Here is a 20,400-nt window from a genome sequence, read left to right on the forward strand (position 1 = left end):
TTAAGTTGTGCTTTCTAGAACGCTTAATAAATAAAACCTTTTGGCGAAAATATGGATATCAAAGGAAGGACAATCAGCGGAAATAGGACAATTTATTCCTCTTTTGTCTCAATTTTTGTGTTTTTGTTATCGATTTATCAGCATCAAGCATATGCCTTGGGCGTCACTCTAGAAGGAAAAAATAGGTTTGATGGTATTCCTTCCGGAGTCATCAGAGATATTGAGGCAGTAGGGAACGCAGTCTATATTGCTTCAGAAAATGGTGTTTTCGAATTAATTGGGGGAAAAGCGGAAAAACTAAATTTCAACGACGACCAACTAAATACTGGAATCATTTCAGACATCGAGTATGACAACGAAGGGAATTTGTGGATTGTTGAATATGGTGTCGGTGTTTTTAAGTTAAATATAGCTACTAGGGCTGTTGAGGAATTTATCAAAAGTGAGGGTTGGAAAAGGTTCGCATGGTCACTGAGTATTGGTGAAACCCACGTTGCCGTGTCTATTATATCCGGTGTTTATTTAGTTGATAAAGATACAGGCAAAACTGAAGACTGGGCGGGCGAGCTAGGGTTAGGGGAAATTGATAAAGCGTATTCAATGACCTATGGCGAATCTCAGTTTTATGTAGCGGTAAATGACGAACTTATAATATTGAAGATGGATAAAAGGCGAATTCAAAGATTACCTCTTCAGGAAAACTTTAAATTATTATCTTCATTGCATCATGTAACCAAAACTAGCGATGCATTGTATTTAGGTGGAAAAGAGGGGATATACGCAGTAACTGATGACAAGCATGCGTTTATCCCATTTGATGTTGAAATCGCGAAAAACATCAATCGCGTATCCGACATTTATGTATCTGCGGGCAATGAAGTTTGGGTGGCGGCAGGTGGCATGTTTCAGGTCTATGGCGATAGACTTCAGAGCCCTAGTTTCATGAATCCTATTCTCAATTCAGATAGTATTCGAAGCATTACAAAAATCTCAGAATCAACAACGGGAGATTTATTGTTTGCCTCTTCTCAGCTCGGTTTGGTGACGTTATCAAATATTCATCGTGGCATTAATCTTCTTCATCATAACGGGCAAGTACTACGAAGTAACGTTTCTGATTCTGGAATCGACTTATCTGGTGAAGCGCTACTGCAAGTAGGATCAAACAATTACGTACTAAATACGGGTAATGGCGCAATAGAAGAAAGAGAAGCTGGAAATGCCTCAGCCTGTTTGGACAATGCTGCGCTGATTTTTGAAAAGGTAATGCGCCGCAGTGAGCCAACGTTTGAGTATTGTAAGAGCCATTCCTTTCACACCTTTTATTCACCGGCAGGTATTTTGTATGCGTACTTATGGAATGGGGACGGCGCAAGTTACTTCTTGCTTGATAACGATAGAGTTGTAGATCAAATAGAAGCGCCTTCTCACCTAGTTTTTGCGACACTTTCAAATGCAGGTGAAATTATTGCGTATGACTCTAAAGGGAATGTTCATATTCAACTTTCAAAAGTGAATTGGAAAATTGTTAATTTTAAAGGTGGGGATTGGTCGCACATCACATGTTTAGTCGAGCTGTCAGATTCATTCCTAGTGTGTACTTCTGGAATGGGTCTTAAGGAAATAAGCAAAACTACAGGTGAGGTGAGCTCTAGCCGCTTTATGTTGGAAGAGCAACTACGATTTATTAGAGGAGGTATTATTAGTAGCAATGGACAGCTATGGATTGCGTCGAATATGGGGTTGTTTGTTCACGATATTGAACATAAATCGACTAACTTTCTTGGGAAACAAAATGGGATTTTAGATACAGATTTTGAATATGGAAGCCTCATTCAGTTTGGTAGCAAAATAGTGGTTTTAGGCGACCGATATTCTTATTTAATTGATGAAAAGAAAGTATTGGCCGCGCTCGAAAACGACCCAGAAAATAAACCTCAAGCTGTTTTTACAAAGCTTTCGTGGGATCGAAGTGATAGTGTAAACGTCTATTACATGCCTCCAAATAGCTCTGGTACCTATGACATATATGACGGATATAGTGATATTTCTATTCACATAGGAACGAACAGCTTTCGTTCTTACGCCGACCAAAATATCGAGTTTCGTATAAAAGGAGTTTTTGATGAGTGGGTTCTTCATCATGACTCATATATGCTGCTTAAAATGTCGGATTTAGGGGCAGGTCAATATGAATTGGAAGCGAGAATACGAGGGAAGTACTCAAAAGGCGAAATATCTCGCTTAAACCTCACTATCCATCCTCCTTTTTATGCGTCGAATATGGCCTTTTCTTTTTATGCCATTGCGCTTGTTTTGTTATTTACGGTAGCCAAATTGGGGTATTTAAAACCAGCTGTTTCTTTCGTTAGAGACACACGAATTTATCAGTTTCTTACGCGCTATGAGTTAACCGACGGCCAGTCAAAATTTGAGAAGATGCTAAGAGCAAAAGAGCAGCATATCGGCGAAATAGCCCATGAATTGAAAACGCCTTTGCAACTCATGTTCAATACTATCGAGAATAAAAAAGGGGTAAATGGGCTAGAAGATGCCACGCTGACCGCTATGCATGAGAATGCTAAACGCATTCAAAACCTAGTGGAGCAAATTAGCTCTACTGCGCCATCTATATCTAGCGGCGTCGCCATTTATAAACTTTATGATGTTGAAAAGGTAAAGTATGTAGTAACCAGCTTAGCGCCTTTGGCGGATGTTAAAAAGCAACAGTTAGACGTAACTGTAAAAGGAAGTTCGGGAATATCACTTATCAACGATAGCCTAGAAAAAATTGTCACCAATTTAGTGGAAAATGCTATCAAATATACCCCTGAACGCGGTCATATAAAGGTGTCGGCGGTGCTTAACCAAGATAGTTTACGCATTGTTGTGAGTGATAATGGCGAGGGTATTGCCGAAAATGATCACGCTAAAGTGTTGAACCGATTTGCCAGAGCGCATAAGGGGAAAGAAAAGGGCGAGGGTGTTGGCTTGGCATTGGTGAACGATTTAGTGAAGCTTAACCAAGGCACGATGGTTTTAGACAGTGCGTTAAGTAAAGGAACAAAGTGGATAATTACGCTTCCCCTCGATGATGTTGATTTCATCAATGAAGAACAATCTAACGGGGCGAAAAGCAAAGCGTGGGGGGAGCGGAAAACTCTACTCTTGATTGATGATAACCGCGTGTTTAGAACCTATCTGTTTAATTATTTTTCAGATACCTACCGTTGCCTAATTGCTAAGAACGGTAAGCAAGCGTTAAGTATTCTGAAAAACTACCCTGTGGATCTTATTATTTCAGACCTGTTGATGGCGCCTACAAATGGTATCGAGTTTGTCCAGAAATTGAGGCACAAGCCAGAATTAGCTAGCGTCCCTGTTATCATTCTTACGGCAAATACCGATGAAGATGCAAAGCGCAAAGCGCTTGAGGCAAAAGTCGACCACTACTTAACTAAGCCGGTCGATAACGACGAACTAAGATTACATGTAGAAAGGCTATTGTCCTTAAGGTCGATACCTCATATGCAGGGTAGAAAGTTACCTCAACTCGGAGAGTCACTGGATATTCCAGAGTTAACGTCAGAAAAGGACATGAACTTTTATTTAAACTTCATCGAAGTTTTAGAAAAAAACTATAAAAATGAATATTTCAGTCGAGATATGGCAGCTAGCATGCTTACCATGAGTTCACGTAGCTTAAATCGGCGTTTATCGGAGCTGTTTGAGTATAACTTCAGTGAATTCCTTACGCGTTTTAGGGTGGATAAGTCTATACCTCTCTTACTTAACGGCACCACAGTAATCGATGCCTGCATGGAAGTAGGTTTTGGTACGCCATCGTACTTTTCAACCAGCTTTAAGCGGGTAAAGGGCTTACCTCCACGTAAATTTGTAGATACGAAAAAGGTAGGGGAAAACGCGCCAAGCGCTTCTTAGCTCTTACATTTTTACGTCAAGATTAGGCGGTCTTAGTTTTCTTGGACAACGGTGAAAGGGCTAAGCCATTACCTATCGCTCCAAACGACTTATCATCCCTGGGTTCATTTCTGAACTTATAAGCACGTTTATTAAACTACAGGGCAAACCACTGCAATAGTTTCTTCCTTGTAAGTAAATCATGCAACAAAATGGCCACTTAACGCTGAGTCTAGCCACAGTAAATAACATAACCCCTTGTATTCATTATTAAACCCACTTTGCTAATACCTCCCGGCATTGCGTTTGCTTTACTTACTACCTTAATTGCTTAAGACGGCGTTTTGGGAGGACACATGGCGGGTGGTTGGGCAAAAGATGGGGCGGTACAGGATCAAATAGACGCAAGTGTTGAAGATGCAGTTGCGCGGGCAAAGAGCAACATGTACCAAGGTGACAGTGCAGAGTTCTGTGTAGAGTGTGACGTGCGTATTCCCGAGCGTAGACGCGTGGCAGTGCCTGGCGTGCAACTATGCATAAACTGCCAAGCCGAGCTGGAAAAAGACGCGAAGGTCGAATCCTCGTTTAACCGCCGAGGTAGTAAAGACAGTCAATTACGGTAATCGCGATGCATTAACTATCGTTTTTAAGCGGTTTAATGAAGTGTGAAAAGCCAGGCAATATTTTGTAGGTTATTGGCCGCCTACCTAAAATAGGTCCGGCCATTCCACATTAAGCATACTCGCGCTAAATATATCGTCGCCTTTCAGCTAAAAAGCCAAGTAACAGAAATGACGCTACAAACCCCACGCCTTGATATTGCCAAGGCAAATAGGCAATCACATGGTTTAAGAAAGGGGCACCGTATAAGGTCAGTGCTCCATAGCCAAAAGCGCACAACACCACGAAAAGACTCACCCGGATAACAAAATGATAAGGGGCTAAAAGCCGTTTAACATGGCCGTTGATAATGTCGCCATACACCACCAATATAGTGGCCATCAGCATAATACTCATTTCTGTATAGTAGGGGCTAAGCGCGCGTGAAACGGCGCTAAATAATTCTGTCATTGTGTTTTTTCTAGTGGGTAAGTCAAAACCTACAACTTAACGGTGCCCTACAGTTTACCGGTTTGTAACCACTTGCAGAAGTGTTTTACTACACTATATCTTCGCTTAGCCTAGGGTGTGATTAAGTGCAGTCACCGCTTTATACCCTTGTTCAATGGTGGCTATTCTGTCATTGGTTTGGTCCCGCTCTACAAATTTATGCTCTATTCCAGCTAGCTTTCCGTGAGCGAAAATGTTTTCAAAATCTATTACCCCTGTGCCTACATCGGTAAAGCTACCATCTTTTGCCATATCTTTAACGTGCCATAACTTAAACCGGCCAGGGTAATTTTTGAAGTAGGCAATAGGGTCTTTATTGGCTTTAACAGCCCAATACAAATCTAATTCAATGGCGAGATTATTTGGGTCGGTGTTTTCGATAAGTACATCTAAAGGAATTTTCCCTTCGCGGTTTTCAAACTCAAAGTCATGGTTGTGATACGCAAGTGTAATCCCTTCTTTTTGGCATGCTTCACCTAGGGTATTTAGTTTTTCTGCAAGCTTTTGGTAGGGAGATATACCCGTGCCACGTTGCGCTTCACTCAGCCAGGGCACGACCAAATATTTATGGCCAACAGTCTGAGCATCATCAAGAATTTTTGTCAGTTGGGTATCAAAATCGGTAAGCTGAATATGAGCAGAAGGCGCGGTTAATCCCTCTTCGTCTAGCATGCGCCTAATGTCTTTAGCGCTGTGCCCAAAGTAGCCCGCAAATTCCATCTCTTTGTAACCAATAGAAGAAACAAGTTTAAGCGTTGCCGGTACGCTCACCTTCATAATGTCACGTAATGTATATAGCTGTAGGCCTATCGGTGCATCTTTCATTGTGTGTGGCTTATGGTTATGCCCCAACACCTGGGACGCAAAGGTTAACCCTGCTGCCGAAGATGCAAGCTTTATAAAATGCCGTCTGCTAAATGCTCTGCTATTGAGCTTTAGATCTCGCTTAAAATGTGATGATGTGGGCAACATAGTTTATCCTTTACATTGTTTTTACGGGGCCTGTGCTTTGTCGAGTAATTAACTCAAAAGGCATAATAACTTTGGGTGCTTTGCGCGTTTTACCATTTAATACATCAACCAAAAGGGTGACTGCCGTTCGGCCAAATTCCTCTGCGGGTTGGGCGATAGTCGTAAGCGGTGGGTCGCAAAAAGCAGAGAAGGCAATATCGTCGAAGCCAGCAACTGAAATATCATCGGGTACACGCATGCCTACTTGTTTGAAGGCTTGTATAGTTCCAATGGCGGTTTCGTCATTTTCACAAAATACTGCGGTAGGGCGCAGCTTTTCATCAATTTTTGCAATGTCCGCACCAGCCTTATAGCCCGCTTGTAGTGTAAAGTCACCGGGGAACAACAAGTTCTCATTAAAAGGCAGGTTAGCTTCGCGTAAGGCATCTTTGTATCCAAGCAACCTGTCTTGCGTTAGCGGGCTAGAATCGGGGCCTTTGATCATGGCAATACGGGTGTGACCAAATTCTATCAAGTGGCGTGTCATTGCTTTTGCGGCTGCGCGATTATCCAGTGTCACAACGGGGTATTTACCGCAATCAATCACTTCACAGGCGTTTACCATTGGCAAAAGCCCGTTGTCATTCATCAAGCTGTCATCGAGCGGTATTTGCGCCCGTAACTGAATAAGACCATCAGCTTGAGAGGTACTTACCATTTTTGCGTATTGGGCTTCAGTGTCTGGATTACCTAGCGTGTTGGCGAGTAAAATGGAATAGCCTAACTCTGCTGCCGCTTCTTGCATGCCGCTAATTACCCGGGCAAAAAACACGTTGGCCACAGTGGGTACAAGCACCACTAAATTGTGAGTTTTTCCAGAGCGAAATTTCACCGCCATTAAATTTGGCTTGTATCCTACCGCGTCTACCGCAGCCATAACTCTATTTCGGGTTTTCAAAGAAACCCGTTCAGGTTGTTGCAATGTGCGTGAAACCGTTGCAACCGACACGCCAGCGCTGTCAGCCACATCTCTTATATTCGCCATATTCCGCTAAATTTCCAGTGTGATACTTATTTGATCTTTATGATTTTCATGGGTTACGAAACAGAAATGTTTAAAAATGTAACCGTTATCATTTTTATAAGAGGATACGATTGTTTTAGAGAAAATCCAATAAATATTGTTGATCAAATGTAAATTATCGCATTAATTACGGTCAGCAATCCTGCCTTTGCTCAATTACCCCCTCTAAAAGCGCGAATTTTTACTAAGGATCAAACTTTAGTTTAATGATAATCGCCAAAACACATTGACATCGTAAAATGTAATCCGTTACATTTTAACGAAAGTTACAATTAAATAACATTGCGTAGCTGTTTGTGTGTGATACTGGCGCCGTTTTTCGGCGCGCCGCAAGCAAATGGGTATTCAACAAACAGCGAATTCAAGTGAAGGCGGGAGTTAAATATGGCGCAGATGCAACCCATTCGTATGGGAATGATTGGTGGTGGGGAAGGTGCGTTCATCGGGGCTGTGCATCGCCATGCGGCGGGATTAGATGGTCACTACACACTCGTGTGTGGTGCGTTTAGCCGCAACGAAGAAAACAACCTTCGCACCGCTGAAACCTTAAATGTTGCCAAAGCCCGTACTTACGATAATTGGCAATTTATGTTGGAAGAAGAGTCTCGTCTTCCTGAAGATGAACGTATGCAAGTGGTGGTTATCGTTACGCCTAATCATTTGCATGTGCCTATATCTATTGCCGCCATTAAGGCCGGTTTTCATGTGTTTTGTGAAAAGCCAGCTGGTGTGAATCTCCATGAAGTTATTACGCTACAAGATACGCTCAATGCGTCTCATTCCTTGTATGGACTGGCGCATACCTATCTAGGCTACCCCATGGTTTGGCAAGCAAAGCATATGGTGGAAAGTGGGCAGCTTGGCACAATCAGAAAAGTATTTGTGGAATACCCTCAAGGGTGGCTTTCAGCGAATGAAGAAAGTCATAACAAGCAAGCTGCATGGCGGACCGACCCAGCGCTTGCAGGGGGCAGCGGCTGTATGGGCGATATAGGCACACATGCTTTCGGCTTAGTTGAATTTGTTTTAAACGATTACGTGAACGCACTGAGTGGCGAATTATATACCCATGTTGAGGGTCGTCGCCTAGATGACGATGGTGCTGCGCTTATTAAAACGCAAAAGGGAGCAACAGGTGTGCTGATTGCTAGCCAGGTCTGTGCGGGAGAGGAAAATGCACTCAAAATTCGCGTTTATGGCGAGAAGGGCGGAATTGAGTGGAAGCAAATGGAGCCCAATTCTCTCGTGTATCGTCCTACTGATGCACCCTATCAAGTGCTACGCGCTGGCCTAGGTCAAGCCGGCTTGTGCGATCAAGCAATCAGCCGGTGCCGTATTCCAGGTGGTCACCCAGAAGGGTATTTAGAGGCCATGGCAAATCTATACACGGGTTTCGCCAACGCCATTAGAGAAGGCCAAACCGGGCAAGCGGATGGGGTGCCTGGTGTGAAGTCTGGTTTGCGAGGCATGGTCTTTATTGATGCCATGTTGGCCAGTGCCCAGAGCGAGCAAAAATGGCAAACCGTCAGCGACGTAGGCACGCAATAAAAAGCCTTTATGGGCTTTAATTCACAATTAATCACCGAATAAAGGTAACTTCCTATGGCGAGCGAAAGCACAACATCTTCTCTTGGCACAATAAAGGGGCCTGCAATCTTCTTAGCCCAATTTATGGGTCAAGAGGCACCTTTCGATACATTAGAAAATATGGCGAAGTGGGCTGCGTCTCAAGGGTATAAGGGTATCCAAGTACCTACCGACCCTAAATTGTTTGATTTAGAAAAAGCGGCAGAGAGCCAACAGTACTGCGACGACATTGCACAGGTGTGTCGTCAGGCCGGGGTAGAGATCACCGAGTTATCAACACATTTGCAAGGGCAGTTGGTGGCCGTTCATCCAGCCTACGACGAGCTATTTGATAACTTTGCGCCACCCCATCTGCATGGAAAACCAAAAGCAAGAACAGAATGGGCCGTCAATCAATTGAAGTGCGCAGCTATCGCCAGCCAGCGTTTAGGGCTTAAGGCACATGCCACTTTTTCTGGCGCGTTAATGTGGCATTTAGTGTATCCATGGCCGCAGCGCCCAGCAGGGCTAGTAGCGCAAGGCTTTGCTGAATTAGCAAAACGGTGGCTACCTATTCTAGATGCGTTTGATGCGGCAGGTGTAGATGTTTGCTACGAAATTCACCCCGGCGAAGATCTGCATGACGGCGCCTCCTTCGAGCAATTTTTAGCTGCGGTTAACGACCACCCCCGTGCGAATATTTTGTTCGACCCAAGCCACTTTGTGCTACAGCAATTGGATTATCTCGATTTCATCGACCGTTACCACGCTCGCATAAAAATGTTTCATGTGAAAGATGCAGAGTTTAACCCCAATGGGCGTAGCGGGGTGTACGGAGGGTATCAAGACTGGCAATCCCGCCCAGGGCGTTTTCGTTCCCTTGGCGATGGTCAAGTCGACTTCAAAGGCATTTTTAGCAAGCTCACGCAATATGGGTTTAACGGCTGGGCAGTACTGGAATGGGAATGCTGTCTGAAGGATTCTGCGCAAGGCGCTGCTGAAGGCGCGCCTTTTATTGCTCAACACATCATTCAGCCTACAGGGTATGCCTTTGATGACTTCGCCGGCGGGGAAGTCAGCACCGAAAAAAATAACCGCATTCTTGGTATTAACGACTAGCTGGCCACTGACAAAGGATAACAATAATCATGATAAACCTACGTCTGAGCATAATGATGTTTTTGCAGTTCTTTATTTGGGGTGGCTGGTTTGTCACTTTAGGGACTTACTTAGCCAATACGCTAGCCGCTAGCGGTGGGCAAATAGGCATGGCATTTTCGACCCAAAGCTGGGGCGCAATTATTGCCCCGTTTGTGGTAGGGCTAATTGCAGATAGGTTCTTTAACGCAGAACGTATTTTGGGTGTGCTTCATATTGTAGGCGCAATACTGATGTACTTTATGTATCAAGCCGACAATTTTGTTGCCTTTTACCCGTATGTGCTGGGCTACATGGTGGTGTATATGCCTACTCTGGCATTGGTGAATGCGGTGGCATTCGGCCAAATGCAAGACCCGTCGAAAGAGTTCGGCAAGGTACGGGTTTGGGGAACCATAGGCTGGATTGTGGCGGGGCTAATGATTAGTTACGTATTTTCCTGGGACTCAGCGGTAGCTATTGCTGATGGGCAACTGCGCTATACCTTCTTATTGTGTGCTGTCGCCTCATTATTACTAGGGGTGTTTAGTTTCAGCCTGCCAAACACGCCGCCCAAAGCCGTAGGGCAAAAAACAGGTATTCGCGAGCTACTCGGGTTAGATGCGCTGGTTTTGCTAAAAGATAAAAACTTCTTAGTGTTTTTTCTGTCCTCGGTTCTTATTTGTATTCCACTGGCCTTTTATTACCAGAACGCTAACCCATTTTTAACGGAAATCGGTGTTGAGAATGCCACTGGGAAAATGACGTTGGGGCAAGTCTCTGAAGTGCTTTTCATGCTTGCCTTGCCTATTTTTCTTAATCGGTTCGGCCTTAAAGTTACCTTACTGATTGGCATGGCGGCATGGGTTCTCAGGTACGTGCTATTTGCCTACGGGAACGCCGATGAAACCTTGTACATGCTGATCGTGGGTATTGCTCTTCACGGTATTTGTTACGATTTCTTTTTTGTGTCAGGGCAAATCTATACAGACGCCAAGGCAGGAGAATCCGCAAAAAGTGCAGCTCAAGGGCTTATCACCTTGGCCACCTATGGCGTAGGCATGCTGGTGGGGTTTGCGGTAGCAGGCATGATCACAGATCGCTACACCACGGAAGCCTCAGTTCACGAATGGCAACAAATTTGGCTATTCCCCGCTGCATTTGCTGCGGTGGTCTTCCTTATTTTTCTTTTCATGTTCAAAAGCGAGAAGGAAAAAATCAATGCTTAATCACAGCAGAAGGCACCTCATTAAAGCCATGACATACACAGGTGCGGGGATACTGGCAGGTTCTTCAGTACTCGCCCATGGGCAACCGCTAAATACCCAAAACGCGGAAGGAACAGGCATGCCAAAGTTAAAGGGAAATATAAATCATTCGGTGAGTCGATGGACGTACGGTAGCCTCACTATTGAAGAGTTATGCCAAACAGTGAAATCCCTCGGCTTTAACGCCATTGATTTAGTCGGGCCAGAAGATTGGCCCGTGCTCAAACAATATGGCATTGATTCGTCAATGTGTAATGGTGCGGAAATTGGGCTAGAAGATGGTTTTATCCACCCTCAGCATCACGATGAATTAGTGGAGCGGTACTTAGCACATATCGACTTAGTCGCGGATGCCGGCTATCGCAACCTCATTTGTTTTAGCGGTAACGCTCGAGGAATGAGTCGGCAGGAAGGGCTCGAAAATGCAGTCAAAGGGCTGCAACGCATATTGCCTCACGCAGAAAAGCGAGGGGTGACTATTTTTATGGAATTGTTTAATAGTAAAGTCGATCACCCCGACTACATGGCCGACAATTCGGCCTGGGGAATTGAGTTATGCCAGGCGCTCAATAGCCGTCATTTTTCTCTGCTGTATGACATTTACCATATGCAAATTAATGAAGGCGACATTATTCATACCATTCAACAGTATCACCACTATTTCGGCCACTATCACACCGCCGGTGTACCAGGGCGTCACGAAATAGATCACACCCAGGAATTAAATTATGCAGCCATAGCTCGGGCCATTAGAGAAACCGGGTTTGATGGCTATTTAGCACAGGAATTTATTCCAACACCGAAGAGTAGAGCAGGCAAGATAGCGTCGCTTCGCCAAGCGATTGAAATCTGCGATATATGATTTTTAATGCACAGCCGCAAGGGTCGGCAACAGTGCAAAAGGGGTAGGAAATGGCAAATAACGACTATGATGCAATTGTGGTTGGCTCAGGTATTAGTGGCGGATGGGCAGCAAAAGAGTTGTCTGAGAAAGGCCTAAAGGTATTAATGCTAGAGCGCGGAAAAAATATAGAGCACATAAAAGACTATAAAAATGCGCATAAAGAGGATTGGGATTTTCCTCATCGGGATTTAGCTACCCAAGCAATGAAAATTGAATATCCGGTACTGAAGCGCGATTACCCACTGAATGAAAAAACCTATGGCATGTGGGCGAATGAAAAAGAAAATCCTTACACAGAAGATAAGCGCTTCGATTGGTATCGCGGTTATCACGTGGGTGGCCGCTCTCTACTTTGGGGAAGACAAAGTTATCGTCTAAATAGAGAAGATTTTGAAGCCAATGGGAAAGAAGGCATTGCTGTTGATTGGCCCATTCGATATGAAGATATCGCCCCATGGTACGACTATGTAGAAAAATTTGCAGGCATCAGTGGAAATCGGGATGGGTTAGATGTACTCCCCGATGGCATCTTTCAGCCAGCCATGGCACTAAATTGCGTAGAAAAAGACGTGGCAGCAAGAGTTAAAAAAGCATTTAAGGGCAGTCGCCATATTATTTCTGGGCGCACCTCTAACATGACAGAGCCTAAGCCGGAACACGGAAGAGTGAATTGTCAGTACCGCAATAAGTGTTGGCTAGGTTGTCCTTTCGGAGGCTATTTCAGTACGCAAAGTTCCACGTTGCCAGCTGCTATGAAAACTGGAAATTTGACGTTACGTCCTTTCTCCATTGTAAAAGAAATTTTATACGATAAAGATAAAAAGCGAGCCACTGGCGTTGAAGTGATCGATGCCGAAACAAACCAAACCTACGTCTTTAAAAGTAAGATAGTGTTTGTAAATGCGTCTGCCTTTAATTCTACCTGGCTACTGATGAACTCTGCCACTGATGTTTGGGATGGCGGACTAGGCAGTAGCAGCGGAGAGCTGGGTCACAACGTTATGGATCATCATTTCAGAGTGGGGGCTTCGGCGCCGGTGGAAGGATTTGAGGACAAATACACCTATGGCCGACGACCCAGTGGCTTTTACGTTCCTAGGTTTAGGAATTGGGGGAACGACAAACGTGATTACCTGCGTGGCTTTGGTTATCAAGGTGGAGCAGGACGTGGTGGTTGGAGTAAAGATGTGGCTGAACTTGGTGTGGGGGCAGGCTTAAAAGAAACGCTGTCAGAGCCAGGTGATTGGACAATTGGAATGACAGGGTTTGGGGAAATGCTTCCTGATCACGAGAACCGCATCTACCTGAATAAAAAGGTCACCGATAAATGGGGGCTTCCGGTACTTGCCATGGATGTAGAAATTAAAGAAAACGAACTCAAAATGCGCAAAGACATGCAGCAAGATGCTATGGAAATGTTTGAAGCGGCGGGGCTTAAAAACGTGCAAGGCTGGGATGCTGAGTATGCCCCGGGGATGGGTATTCATGAAATGGGTACGGCAAGAATGGGTAGAGATCCAAAAACCTCGGTACTCAACGGTCACAACCAAGTATGGGACGCCCCCAATGTGTTTGTCACTGACGGCGCTTGCATGACTTCAGCAAGCTGCGTTAATCCTTCGCTAACTTACATGGCACTTACTGCCAGAGCGGCCAGCTTTGCCGTAGAGGAACTCAAAAGAGGTAACCTTTAATGCAACGACGCGACTTACTAAAACTGATAGCCACTGCTACCGGAACTATGATGGTAGGCGGGCAGGCTTTGGCCTATGACTTAGTGCAACCTGTACCCTTGAGTGATACCGGGTTTAGCAAAGACGAGGTTGCTTTGCTTAACGAAATGGGGGAGGTCATTCTACCTAAAACGGATACGCCAGGGGCAAAAGAGGCCAATGTGGGGGCGACAATGGCGGTGTTGGTTGCCGATTGCTACACGCCTGTCTTACAGAAAACCTTTAAGCAGGGGTTACTCGATATCAACAAGCGCTGTAAAGAAGCGTATGGCAACGATTTTTTATTATTGTCTGCTGAACAACGAACTGCCCTTTTCAATACGCTAGACACAGAAGCGAAAGCTGCCAATCTTGCGAAAGGGTTGTCTGCAAATCTTGAAATGAGCCGCCCAAATCATTGGGAACCGGGTGATGCCGCCCCTGCGCCACATTACTTTACGTTACTAAAGCAATTAACCCTGTATTGCTTTTTTACCTCGAAAGTGGGAGCCACCAAGGTGCTTAGATACGTGGCAATTCCGGGGTACTACGATGGCGACTTCCCTTATAAAAAAGGCGACAAAGCATGGGCAACATAACGTCTGAACCAAATCGCTTTCAGACAAAATAGCCATCGTTCTTAAAGACACTATGAGATAGGAAATACCATGACCTTAAGAAAACAATGCCTAATCGCACTTTTACTGACGTGTGCTATGTCGGGCAGTGCAATAAGCCAAGAAGATAACGGGCTTACCCGGGCTCAGCAGGCCGCGAAAACAGAAGTATGGGAACCGGTTCCGGCAGTCGTCACGGCCAATAAAGGAGAGGTGCCTTCAGACGCTATTGCGCTATTTGGCGAGGGGCTTAATGCATGGACTGCCATGGACGAAACGCCAGCAGACTGGACGGTTAAGGGTAATGTGGTGACGGTGAAACCAGGGGCCGGGGACATTAAAACAAAACAAGCGTTTTGCGACATTCAGTTGCACCTAGAATGGAAAGTGCCAGCACCTGACGCCACCATGAAAGGTCAACAACGTAATAACAGCGGTCTATTCCTACAGCAACGTTATGAAATTCAAGTACTTGATTCATATAACAACCAAACCTACCCGAACGGACAAGCGGGAAGCGTCTACAAGCAGACTATTCCGCTGGTCAATGCCATGAGACCGCCTGAGACATGGCAGGAATACGATATTATCTATTCTGCCCCTGTGTTTGATGGCGAGCAGCTTGTGAAACCCGGATTTGTGACGGTGTTACATAACGGGGTTTTAGTACAAAACCATACTGAAATTCAGGGAACGACCGAGTGGATAGGCGCGCCTAAATACCGAGCTCACGGTTGCGCACCTCTGCAATTACAAGATCATGGCAATAAGGTTAGCTTTCGCAATATGTGGGTAAGAGAGCTGTAAATTGGCCACCTAGGTATCACTGCTCGTAGAGTTCTAGTGGCAAACCGTCTGGGTCTTGAAAAAACGTAAACCGCCTGTGTGTATAAGGGTCAATACGAATAGGCTCGCAGGCTACGCCATGATGGGCTAAATGTGAGATAACCTGTTCTATTTGGTCCACTTTAAAGGCTAAATGGCGTAGCCCTTGCGCTTCAGGACGAGAAGGGCGCGCTGGCGCGCCCGGAAACGAAAACAGTTCTAACTGACTGCCATCGGCCAGTGCAATATCACATTTATAAGAATCCCGTTCCTCACGGTAATTTTCGTCAATCACGGCAAACCCTAATATCTCTGTGTAAAATGCTTTCGACTTTGCATAGTCACTACAGATAACCGCCACATGATGGAAGCCTTTAAGTTGCGCCTTTTTCGTTTCCACTTTGATTTTCTCCTAACGGGTTATTGGCTGAGTTTGCCCTAAGGCATTTCTGTGCCTCGCGCGGTTTCCCATAACTTGTACCAATGTTCACGAGATAAGTGTGTACGATTGGCTTGTTCGCACGCGGTTAACCGCGATAAATTGGTGGTACCTAAAACAGGTTGAATATTGGCGGGGTGGCGCATTAGCCAGGCCAGTACAATGGCTTCAGGACTTGTCGTATATTCTGCGGCCAATTGGTTAACGAGTGCCGCCGTGGCAGCCTCCATCTCATTCTGTGTTGCGGCACCAGTGTATTTGCCTTGTGCCAAACTCCCCCATGCTTGCAATTGCACGTTATTCATCATGCAATACTCTAAGGTGCCAGGGGCATAGCCTGAATGACGATTCGCTGGACTATTGGTGGTCACTCCATCTTCTAACCAGTCTCTAAAGGCTAAACTCATCTCAAGCTGGTTCGCAACAATAGGCGTAGATAAGGCAGATTGTAAATAAGCCATTTGGTGGCTATGCATGTTAGAAACCCCAACATGTTTGATTTTACCTTGCTGCTGAAGCAACGCTAGGGTTTGCGCAACTTCTTCCAGTTCCATCAGTGGATCTGGGCGGTGAAGTAGCAAAATATCAAGTTGTTCAATATGAAGCCGAGACAAAATGCCTTCCACAGAGGAGCTAATCCATTTCGCAGAAAAGTCATATCGTTTGGGACCCATATCGTCCTCAAATCGAATGGCGCACTTCGATTGCAAAACCATCTGCTCTTTGAGCGCTGGTGAATCCCGTAAAACGTTACCAAAGACGGTTTCGGCTTTACCAAAGGTATAGATGTCAGCATGATCGAATACATTAATGTTAAGCTCTAGGGCTTTTTCAATCACACTCTGCGCTTGCTTAACATCATCGTTGGTGGCGGCTATATCGTTCCATCCGCCGCCCAGCCCCATACAGCCGTAAATAAGCCGGCTTGCTTCGGGAAAATAAGTTTGCATTTTGTTACTCCAATATCATTATGCTACCGCTACAGTAGCCTTGCCTGTCTATTATTGTAAGCCCTATATAGATGAAGCAAGTACAATAGTCGACAGGTAAACCTTTGAATACGTATGAAGGTATAAATCAAATATACTGATACAAGCGAACAGAGTTCAAAGGAACAATAATGAAAATAGCACGCAGTGTGAAAGCAGCACTTTTGGTCATCGTGGGTATGGCAATAGCCGGTTGCACAAGTACGCCAGACAATGTCACTCCAGTTAAAGGGTTTGAATTAAACCGGTATCTTGGTACCTGGTATGAAATTGCGCGGTATGATCATAGTTTTGAAGAAGGTTTAAGCCACGTTACTGCCCAATATTCCATGCGTGATGACGGTGGCGTAAAAGTGATTAACCGCGGATACTCAGCGCAGGAAGGAACATGGGACGAAGCCGAAGGGAAAGCCTATTTTGTAGGTGAACCTAGCATCGCTCACTTAAAAGTGTCGTTTTTTGGCCCATTTTACGCCAGCTATGTGGTGATGAAGCTCGATAAAGAAAATTATCAATATGCCTTAGTCACCGGGCCTGATAGAGATTATCTTTGGTTATTAGCCCGTTCTAAAACCATCTCGGATGAGACACGAGACGCACTACTCTCTTTTGCCAACCAAAAAGGTTATGACACAGATAAACTTATATGGGTTGACCACGATCCCGCTAACGCTAACTAGGTTTAACTCATCGAGCATACCGACTATTTAATGCTAAATGTGCTATACTGCGCCGCAAATTAAACTCAGTTAGTTAGCCAGGATAATAGTCGTGCTTCAAGAAGCGGTCATGACGCGGGCGAATAGCGCTTGTGAACTATGTAAAAACACCGAAAACCTAGATGTGTACATGATACCAGAGTCTCCAGATGAGACAGCTGGGTGTGCTATCGCTACCTGTCAAACGTGCCGCGAGCAATTAACGGGCGACGCTGAGTTAACGCCTAACCATTGGCGTTGTCTTAATGACGCTATGTGGTCTACTGAACCTGCCGTTCAAGTGGTGTCATATCGAATGTTAAGCCGCTTAAGCAGCGAAGGCTGGGCGCAAGATTTGCTGGATATGATGTACCTTGAAGACGCCACCAAGCAGTGGGCTGAAGCGGGGTTAATTGAACGTGAGCCAACACTAGATTGCAATGGCACTGTGCTTCAGTCTGGGGATAACGTTCATTTAGTGAAAGACCTGAACGTAAAAGGCGCCGGTTTTACTGCGAAGCGCGGCACCCCGGTGAGAGGCATCAGTTTAAGTGACAACCCTTTGCATATTGAAGGCAGGGTGAATGGTACTCGCATTGTTATCATTGCTTCATACACTAAAAAGTCTTAATTCGTTAGCTATACAGTAGAGATCATACAGGCATGCAAACTTTAACTATTACAACTCCAGACGATTGGCATCTGCATTTTCGTGATAACGAAATGCTGCCTGAAACTGTACCTGCTACGGCACGTTGTTTTCAACGCGCCATTGTTATGCCAAATTTAGTGCCGCCTGTGGTCAATGCTGAGATGGCTGTGGCATATAAGCAACGAATTGAAGCCGCAAGGCCAAAGGGAAGCCACTTTGAACCTTTAATGACCTTGTTCTTAACTAACCAAACCACGCCGCGAGATATTGCAGAGGCAAAGCAAGCAGGGGTTACCGCCTGTAAGCTTTATCCTGCCGGGGCAACTACAAATTCAGATGCGGCAGTTAAGGGCATAGAGGCCCTTTATCCCGTCTTTGAGGCTATGCAAGAACATGGGCTATTGCTCCTTGTTCATGGCGAAGTCACCGAGCACCATATTGATATCTTTGATAGAGAAAAGGCATTTATTGATAAGCACTTGTCGTTAATTGTAAACGCTTTTCCAGCGCTGAAAGTGGTGTTTGAACACATTACCACTGCTGATGCGGCGAGTTTTGTGAAAGACGCCAGTGACTTTGTTGGCGCAACGATTACGCCACAGCACTTACTTTTGAATAGAAACGATCTTCTCGTGGGTGGCGTGCGCCCTCACAACTATTGTTTGCCTGTGCTAAAACGCAATACTCACCAGCAAGCGCTAAGAGAAACCGTGGCCAGTGGCCATAAGCGCTTTTTCCTTGGCACAGATTCTGCGCCACATGCGAAACATAAGAAAGAAAATGCGTGCGGCTGTGCGGGTTGTTATAGCGCATGGTCAGCAATTGAATTGTACGCAGAAGTGTTCGAGCAGCTAGGGGCAATGGATAAATTGGAAGGCTTTGCTAGCCATTTCGGTGCCGATTTCTATGGTCTGCCACGCAATACTACTACAATGACGTTAGTCAAACAGCAATGGCAGGTACCTGAGCAAGTCACCCTTGCCGATGGCACAGACATGGTACCTTTTTACGCAGGCCAAGAATTACAATGGAAATTAGAAAGCGCATTTAACGCAAACTAATTCATTCCTGCTTTATTAATCAAAGGCCAGTGAATCTGGCCTTTGTCATCTTTGGAAAACCGAAATGACAGTAGAAACCATTAAGCACTTAGATATCAACCCAGACATTCAACGTGCTTTGGATGCGCAGGGCATTTATACGCTTTCGCCTATCCAAGCACAATCTTTACCCCATGCCTTGGCAGGTAAAGACGTCATAGGGCAGGCACAAACAGGAAGTGGTAAAACCCTTTGCTTTGTCATACCTGCCTTAGAAAAAATTGACCAGAGCAACTTTTCTGTTCAAGTTGTCATGTTATGTCCAACCCGAGAACTGGCTGATCAAGTGGCGCAGCAGTGCCGCAACGCGGCCAAGCAAATTGGCAATATAAAAGTCCTTACCCTGTGCGGGGGCCAACCTATGGGGCCGCAGATCCAGTCGCTCAAACACGGTGCTCATATTATTGTGGGTACGCCAGGGCGGGTGATGGACCATGTAGAACGTCGCCGATTAGATTTATCCAATGTAACGTTAAGGGTACTAGACGAAGCCGATCGTATGTTGGATATGGGCTTTGAAGAGGCGTTAGACGTCATATTTTCGCCGATGCCAAACACGGTACAAACCTTACTTTTCTCGGCTACCTTTACCGAGCAAATTGAACGCATTGCTGAGCAAAACTTAACTGACCCGGTAACCTGCAAGGTAGAGGCCGCAATCAACAAGCCTGCTATTACGCAACTGGGGTATAAAGTACTTCCTCATACACGAATTCAAACACTAAAAGCCCTGTTGACCCATTACCAGCCTAAGAATGCCATTGTGTTTTGTAACCGAAGGGTGCAAGTCAACGAAGTGGTAGAGGAGCTTACAGAGGAAGGCTTTAGTGCGGCGGGCTTGCAAGGCGACATGGAGCAGATAGCGCGCACTGCCGTGTTAATGCAATTTGCTAGCGATGCATTACAGGTGCTAGTGGCAACCGACGTGGCGGCTAGAGGGCTAGACATTGACGACATAGAATGTGTCATTAATTACACCGTGAGTGAAGAGCCGGAAACCCATATTCATCGAATTGGACGTACTGCCCGTGCGGGCGCGAAAGGCACGGCCATTACCCTTGTAGGTGATGAAGAGGAGCACTTTTTGCGAAAAATCGAAGTGCTTCAGGAAAGCGATATCGAGATGAAAGGCGCACAAGCATTGCGTTTTCACAAAAACCGTATTGTATTACCTGATTTTACCTGTATTTCATTAGGCGCGGGTAAAAAGCAAAAACTACGCCCTGGCGACTTAGTGGGAGCATTAACCAAAGATGCCGGTATTCCAGGCGATGACGTGGGTAAAATTGCGGTGCAAAATAGCATGAGTTTTGTGGCGTTAAAAACACGCAGTGTAAAACGCGCTATGGCCTTGTTTAGAGACGGCAAAATTAAAGGCAAGCGGGTTCGTGCTCGCAAGCTTTAGGTGATGAAACGGTCAATACGTC

18 protein-coding genes are annotated in these 20,400 nt (G+C 45.3%); 13 read left to right on the forward strand and 5 right to left on the reverse strand.

Annotation, left to right across the window (positions count from 1 at the left end; genetic code table 11):
- Window positions 1–51: 51 nt before the first annotated feature.
- Both IUA53_RS01860 and IUA53_RS01865 read left to right on the forward strand, forming a co-directional pair.
- The gene (locus IUA53_RS01860) at window positions 52–3,942 is read left to right on the forward strand and encodes an ATP-binding protein (RefSeq protein WP_196898144.1); all 3,891 of its coding nucleotides are present in this window, start codon (window positions 52–54) and stop codon (window positions 3,940–3,942) included.
- A gap of 335 nt (window positions 3,943–4,277) precedes the next feature.
- Window positions 4,278–4,544 carry a DksA/TraR family C4-type zinc finger protein gene (locus tag IUA53_RS01865; RefSeq protein WP_044055708.1) on the forward strand — a complete coding sequence of 89 codons (267 nt, stop codon included), beginning with the start codon at window positions 4,278–4,280 and terminating at the stop codon, window positions 4,542–4,544.
- 124 nt (window positions 4,545–4,668) lie between these two features.
- Here IUA53_RS01865 and IUA53_RS01870 read toward each other — a convergent pair whose 3' ends face one another.
- The 3 genes from IUA53_RS01870 to IUA53_RS01880 form a co-directional block, all read right to left on the reverse strand.
- Window positions 4,669–4,992, reverse strand: a complete 324-nt coding sequence (locus IUA53_RS01870) for a DUF3392 family protein (protein ID WP_044055709.1) — start codon at window positions 4,990–4,992, stop codon at window positions 4,669–4,671.
- Window positions 4,993–5,097: 105 nt separating this feature from the next.
- Complete coding sequence (locus IUA53_RS01875; RefSeq protein ID WP_196898146.1) at window positions 5,098–6,003, reverse strand: sugar phosphate isomerase/epimerase family protein; 906 nt, start codon at window positions 6,001–6,003, stop codon at window positions 5,098–5,100.
- Between the two features lie 10 nt (window positions 6,004–6,013).
- Window positions 6,014–7,027, reverse strand: coding sequence for a LacI family DNA-binding transcriptional regulator (locus IUA53_RS01880; RefSeq protein ID WP_044055712.1), 1,014 nt, complete (start codon window positions 7,025–7,027; stop codon window positions 6,014–6,016).
- A gap of 432 nt (window positions 7,028–7,459) precedes the next feature.
- Here IUA53_RS01880 and IUA53_RS01885 point away from each other — a divergent pair, with 432 nt between their 5' ends.
- From IUA53_RS01885 to IUA53_RS01915, 7 genes are all read left to right on the forward strand, one after another.
- A complete protein-coding gene (locus IUA53_RS01885) occupies window positions 7,460–8,614 on the forward strand; it encodes a Gfo/Idh/MocA family protein (RefSeq protein ID WP_196899400.1) in 1,155 nt (384 codons plus the stop codon).
- A 54-nt stretch (window positions 8,615–8,668) separates the two neighbouring features.
- A complete protein-coding gene (locus tag IUA53_RS01890; RefSeq protein ID WP_044446017.1) occupies window positions 8,669–9,751 on the forward strand; it encodes a sugar phosphate isomerase/epimerase family protein in 1,083 nt (360 codons plus the stop codon).
- 29 nt (window positions 9,752–9,780) lie between these two features.
- Entirely contained in the window at window positions 9,781–10,998 is a 1,218-nt protein-coding gene (locus tag IUA53_RS01895; protein ID WP_044055715.1) for a nucleoside permease, read from the forward strand.
- The gene (locus IUA53_RS01900) at window positions 10,991–11,899 is read left to right on the forward strand and encodes a hydroxypyruvate isomerase family protein (protein WP_196898148.1); all 909 of its coding nucleotides are present in this window, start codon (window positions 10,991–10,993) and stop codon (window positions 11,897–11,899) included. Before IUA53_RS01895 ends, IUA53_RS01900 begins: the two co-directional genes overlap by 8 nt.
- Before the next feature lie 50 nt (window positions 11,900–11,949).
- Window positions 11,950–13,635 carry a GMC oxidoreductase gene (locus IUA53_RS01905; RefSeq protein WP_044055717.1) on the forward strand — a complete coding sequence of 562 codons (1,686 nt, stop codon included), beginning with the start codon at window positions 11,950–11,952 and terminating at the stop codon, window positions 13,633–13,635.
- Window positions 13,635–14,252 carry a gluconate 2-dehydrogenase subunit 3 family protein gene (locus tag IUA53_RS01910; protein ID WP_196898149.1) on the forward strand — a complete coding sequence of 206 codons (618 nt, stop codon included), beginning with the start codon at window positions 13,635–13,637 and terminating at the stop codon, window positions 14,250–14,252. Before IUA53_RS01905 ends, IUA53_RS01910 begins: the two co-directional genes overlap by 1 nt.
- A gap of 69 nt (window positions 14,253–14,321) precedes the next feature.
- Entirely contained in the window at window positions 14,322–15,077 is a 756-nt protein-coding gene (locus tag IUA53_RS01915; protein ID WP_196898151.1) for a 3-keto-disaccharide hydrolase, read from the forward strand.
- A 16-nt stretch (window positions 15,078–15,093) separates the two neighbouring features.
- Here IUA53_RS01915 and gloA2 read toward each other — a convergent pair whose 3' ends face one another.
- Together gloA2 and IUA53_RS01925 are read right to left on the reverse strand one after the other, a co-directional pair.
- Window positions 15,094–15,495 (reverse strand): SMU1112c/YaeR family gloxylase I-like metalloprotein, encoded by a 402-nt coding sequence (gene gloA2, locus IUA53_RS01920; protein ID WP_044058313.1) that lies wholly within the window; start codon window positions 15,493–15,495, stop codon window positions 15,094–15,096.
- A gap of 38 nt (window positions 15,496–15,533) precedes the next feature.
- Window positions 15,534–16,484, reverse strand: a complete 951-nt coding sequence (locus tag IUA53_RS01925) for an aldo/keto reductase (RefSeq protein ID WP_044058312.1) — start codon at window positions 16,482–16,484, stop codon at window positions 15,534–15,536.
- 170 nt (window positions 16,485–16,654) lie between these two features.
- Here IUA53_RS01925 and IUA53_RS01930 point away from each other — a divergent pair, with 170 nt between their 5' ends.
- The 4 genes from IUA53_RS01930 (at window position 16,655) to dbpA (ending at window position 20,378) form a co-directional block, all read left to right on the forward strand.
- Complete coding sequence (locus IUA53_RS01930) at window positions 16,655–17,203, forward strand: lipocalin family protein (RefSeq protein WP_269748612.1); 549 nt, start codon at window positions 16,655–16,657, stop codon at window positions 17,201–17,203.
- Between the two features lie 109 nt (window positions 17,204–17,312).
- Entirely contained in the window at window positions 17,313–17,852 is a 540-nt protein-coding gene (locus IUA53_RS01935; RefSeq protein ID WP_196899404.1) for a PhnA domain-containing protein, read from the forward strand.
- 32 nt (window positions 17,853–17,884) lie between these two features.
- Window positions 17,885–18,934: a dihydroorotase gene (pyrC, locus tag IUA53_RS01940; RefSeq protein WP_196898153.1), complete on the forward strand. Its 1,050-nt coding sequence runs from the start codon at window positions 17,885–17,887 to the stop codon at window positions 18,932–18,934.
- A gap of 64 nt (window positions 18,935–18,998) precedes the next feature.
- The gene (gene dbpA, locus IUA53_RS01945) at window positions 18,999–20,378 is read left to right on the forward strand and encodes an ATP-dependent RNA helicase DbpA (RefSeq protein ID WP_044058309.1); all 1,380 of its coding nucleotides are present in this window, start codon (window positions 18,999–19,001) and stop codon (window positions 20,376–20,378) included.
- Window positions 20,379–20,400: the final 22 nt, after the last annotated feature.

Origin of the sequence: Alteromonas sp. B31-7 (assembly GCF_015767655.1) — a bacterium.
GTDB lineage: Bacteria > Pseudomonadota > Gammaproteobacteria > Enterobacterales > Alteromonadaceae > Alteromonas > Alteromonas australica.

What these genes read in the sequence shown, in the direction of transcription:
- IUA53_RS01860 (WP_196898144.1), top strand. Translation starts at nt 52, where the DNA reads ATGGATATCAAAGGAAGGACAATCAGCGGAAATAGGACAATTTATTCC.
- IUA53_RS01865 (WP_044055708.1), top strand. Translation starts at nt 4,278, where the DNA reads ATGGCGGGTGGTTGGGCAAAAGATGGGGCGGTACAGGATCAAATAGAC.
- IUA53_RS01870 (WP_044055709.1), bottom strand. Translation starts at nt 4,992, where the DNA reads ATGACAGAATTATTTAGCGCCGTTTCACGCGCGCTTAGCCCCTACTAT.
- IUA53_RS01875 (WP_196898146.1), bottom strand. Translation starts at nt 6,003, where the DNA reads ATGTTGCCCACATCATCACATTTTAAGCGAGATCTAAAGCTCAATAGC.
- IUA53_RS01880 (WP_044055712.1), bottom strand. Translation starts at nt 7,027, where the DNA reads ATGGCGAATATAAGAGATGTGGCTGACAGCGCTGGCGTGTCGGTTGCA.
- IUA53_RS01885 (WP_196899400.1), top strand. Translation starts at nt 7,460, where the DNA reads ATGCAACCCATTCGTATGGGAATGATTGGTGGTGGGGAAGGTGCGTTC.
- IUA53_RS01890 (WP_044446017.1), top strand. Translation starts at nt 8,669, where the DNA reads ATGGCGAGCGAAAGCACAACATCTTCTCTTGGCACAATAAAGGGGCCT.
- IUA53_RS01895 (WP_044055715.1), top strand. Translation starts at nt 9,781, where the DNA reads ATGATAAACCTACGTCTGAGCATAATGATGTTTTTGCAGTTCTTTATT.
- IUA53_RS01900 (WP_196898148.1), top strand. Translation starts at nt 10,991, where the DNA reads ATGCTTAATCACAGCAGAAGGCACCTCATTAAAGCCATGACATACACA.
- IUA53_RS01905 (WP_044055717.1), top strand. Translation starts at nt 11,950, where the DNA reads ATGGCAAATAACGACTATGATGCAATTGTGGTTGGCTCAGGTATTAGT.
- IUA53_RS01910 (WP_196898149.1), top strand. Translation starts at nt 13,635, where the DNA reads ATGCAACGACGCGACTTACTAAAACTGATAGCCACTGCTACCGGAACT.
- IUA53_RS01915 (WP_196898151.1), top strand. Translation starts at nt 14,322, where the DNA reads ATGACCTTAAGAAAACAATGCCTAATCGCACTTTTACTGACGTGTGCT.
- IUA53_RS01925 (WP_044058312.1), bottom strand. Translation starts at nt 16,484, where the DNA reads ATGCAAACTTATTTTCCCGAAGCAAGCCGGCTTATTTACGGCTGTATG.
- IUA53_RS01930 (WP_269748612.1), top strand. Translation starts at nt 16,655, where the DNA reads ATGAAAATAGCACGCAGTGTGAAAGCAGCACTTTTGGTCATCGTGGGT.
- IUA53_RS01935 (WP_196899404.1), top strand. Translation starts at nt 17,313, where the DNA reads ATGACGCGGGCGAATAGCGCTTGTGAACTATGTAAAAACACCGAAAAC.
- pyrC (WP_196898153.1), top strand. Translation starts at nt 17,885, where the DNA reads ATGCAAACTTTAACTATTACAACTCCAGACGATTGGCATCTGCATTTT.
- dbpA (WP_044058309.1), top strand. Translation starts at nt 18,999, where the DNA reads ATGACAGTAGAAACCATTAAGCACTTAGATATCAACCCAGACATTCAA.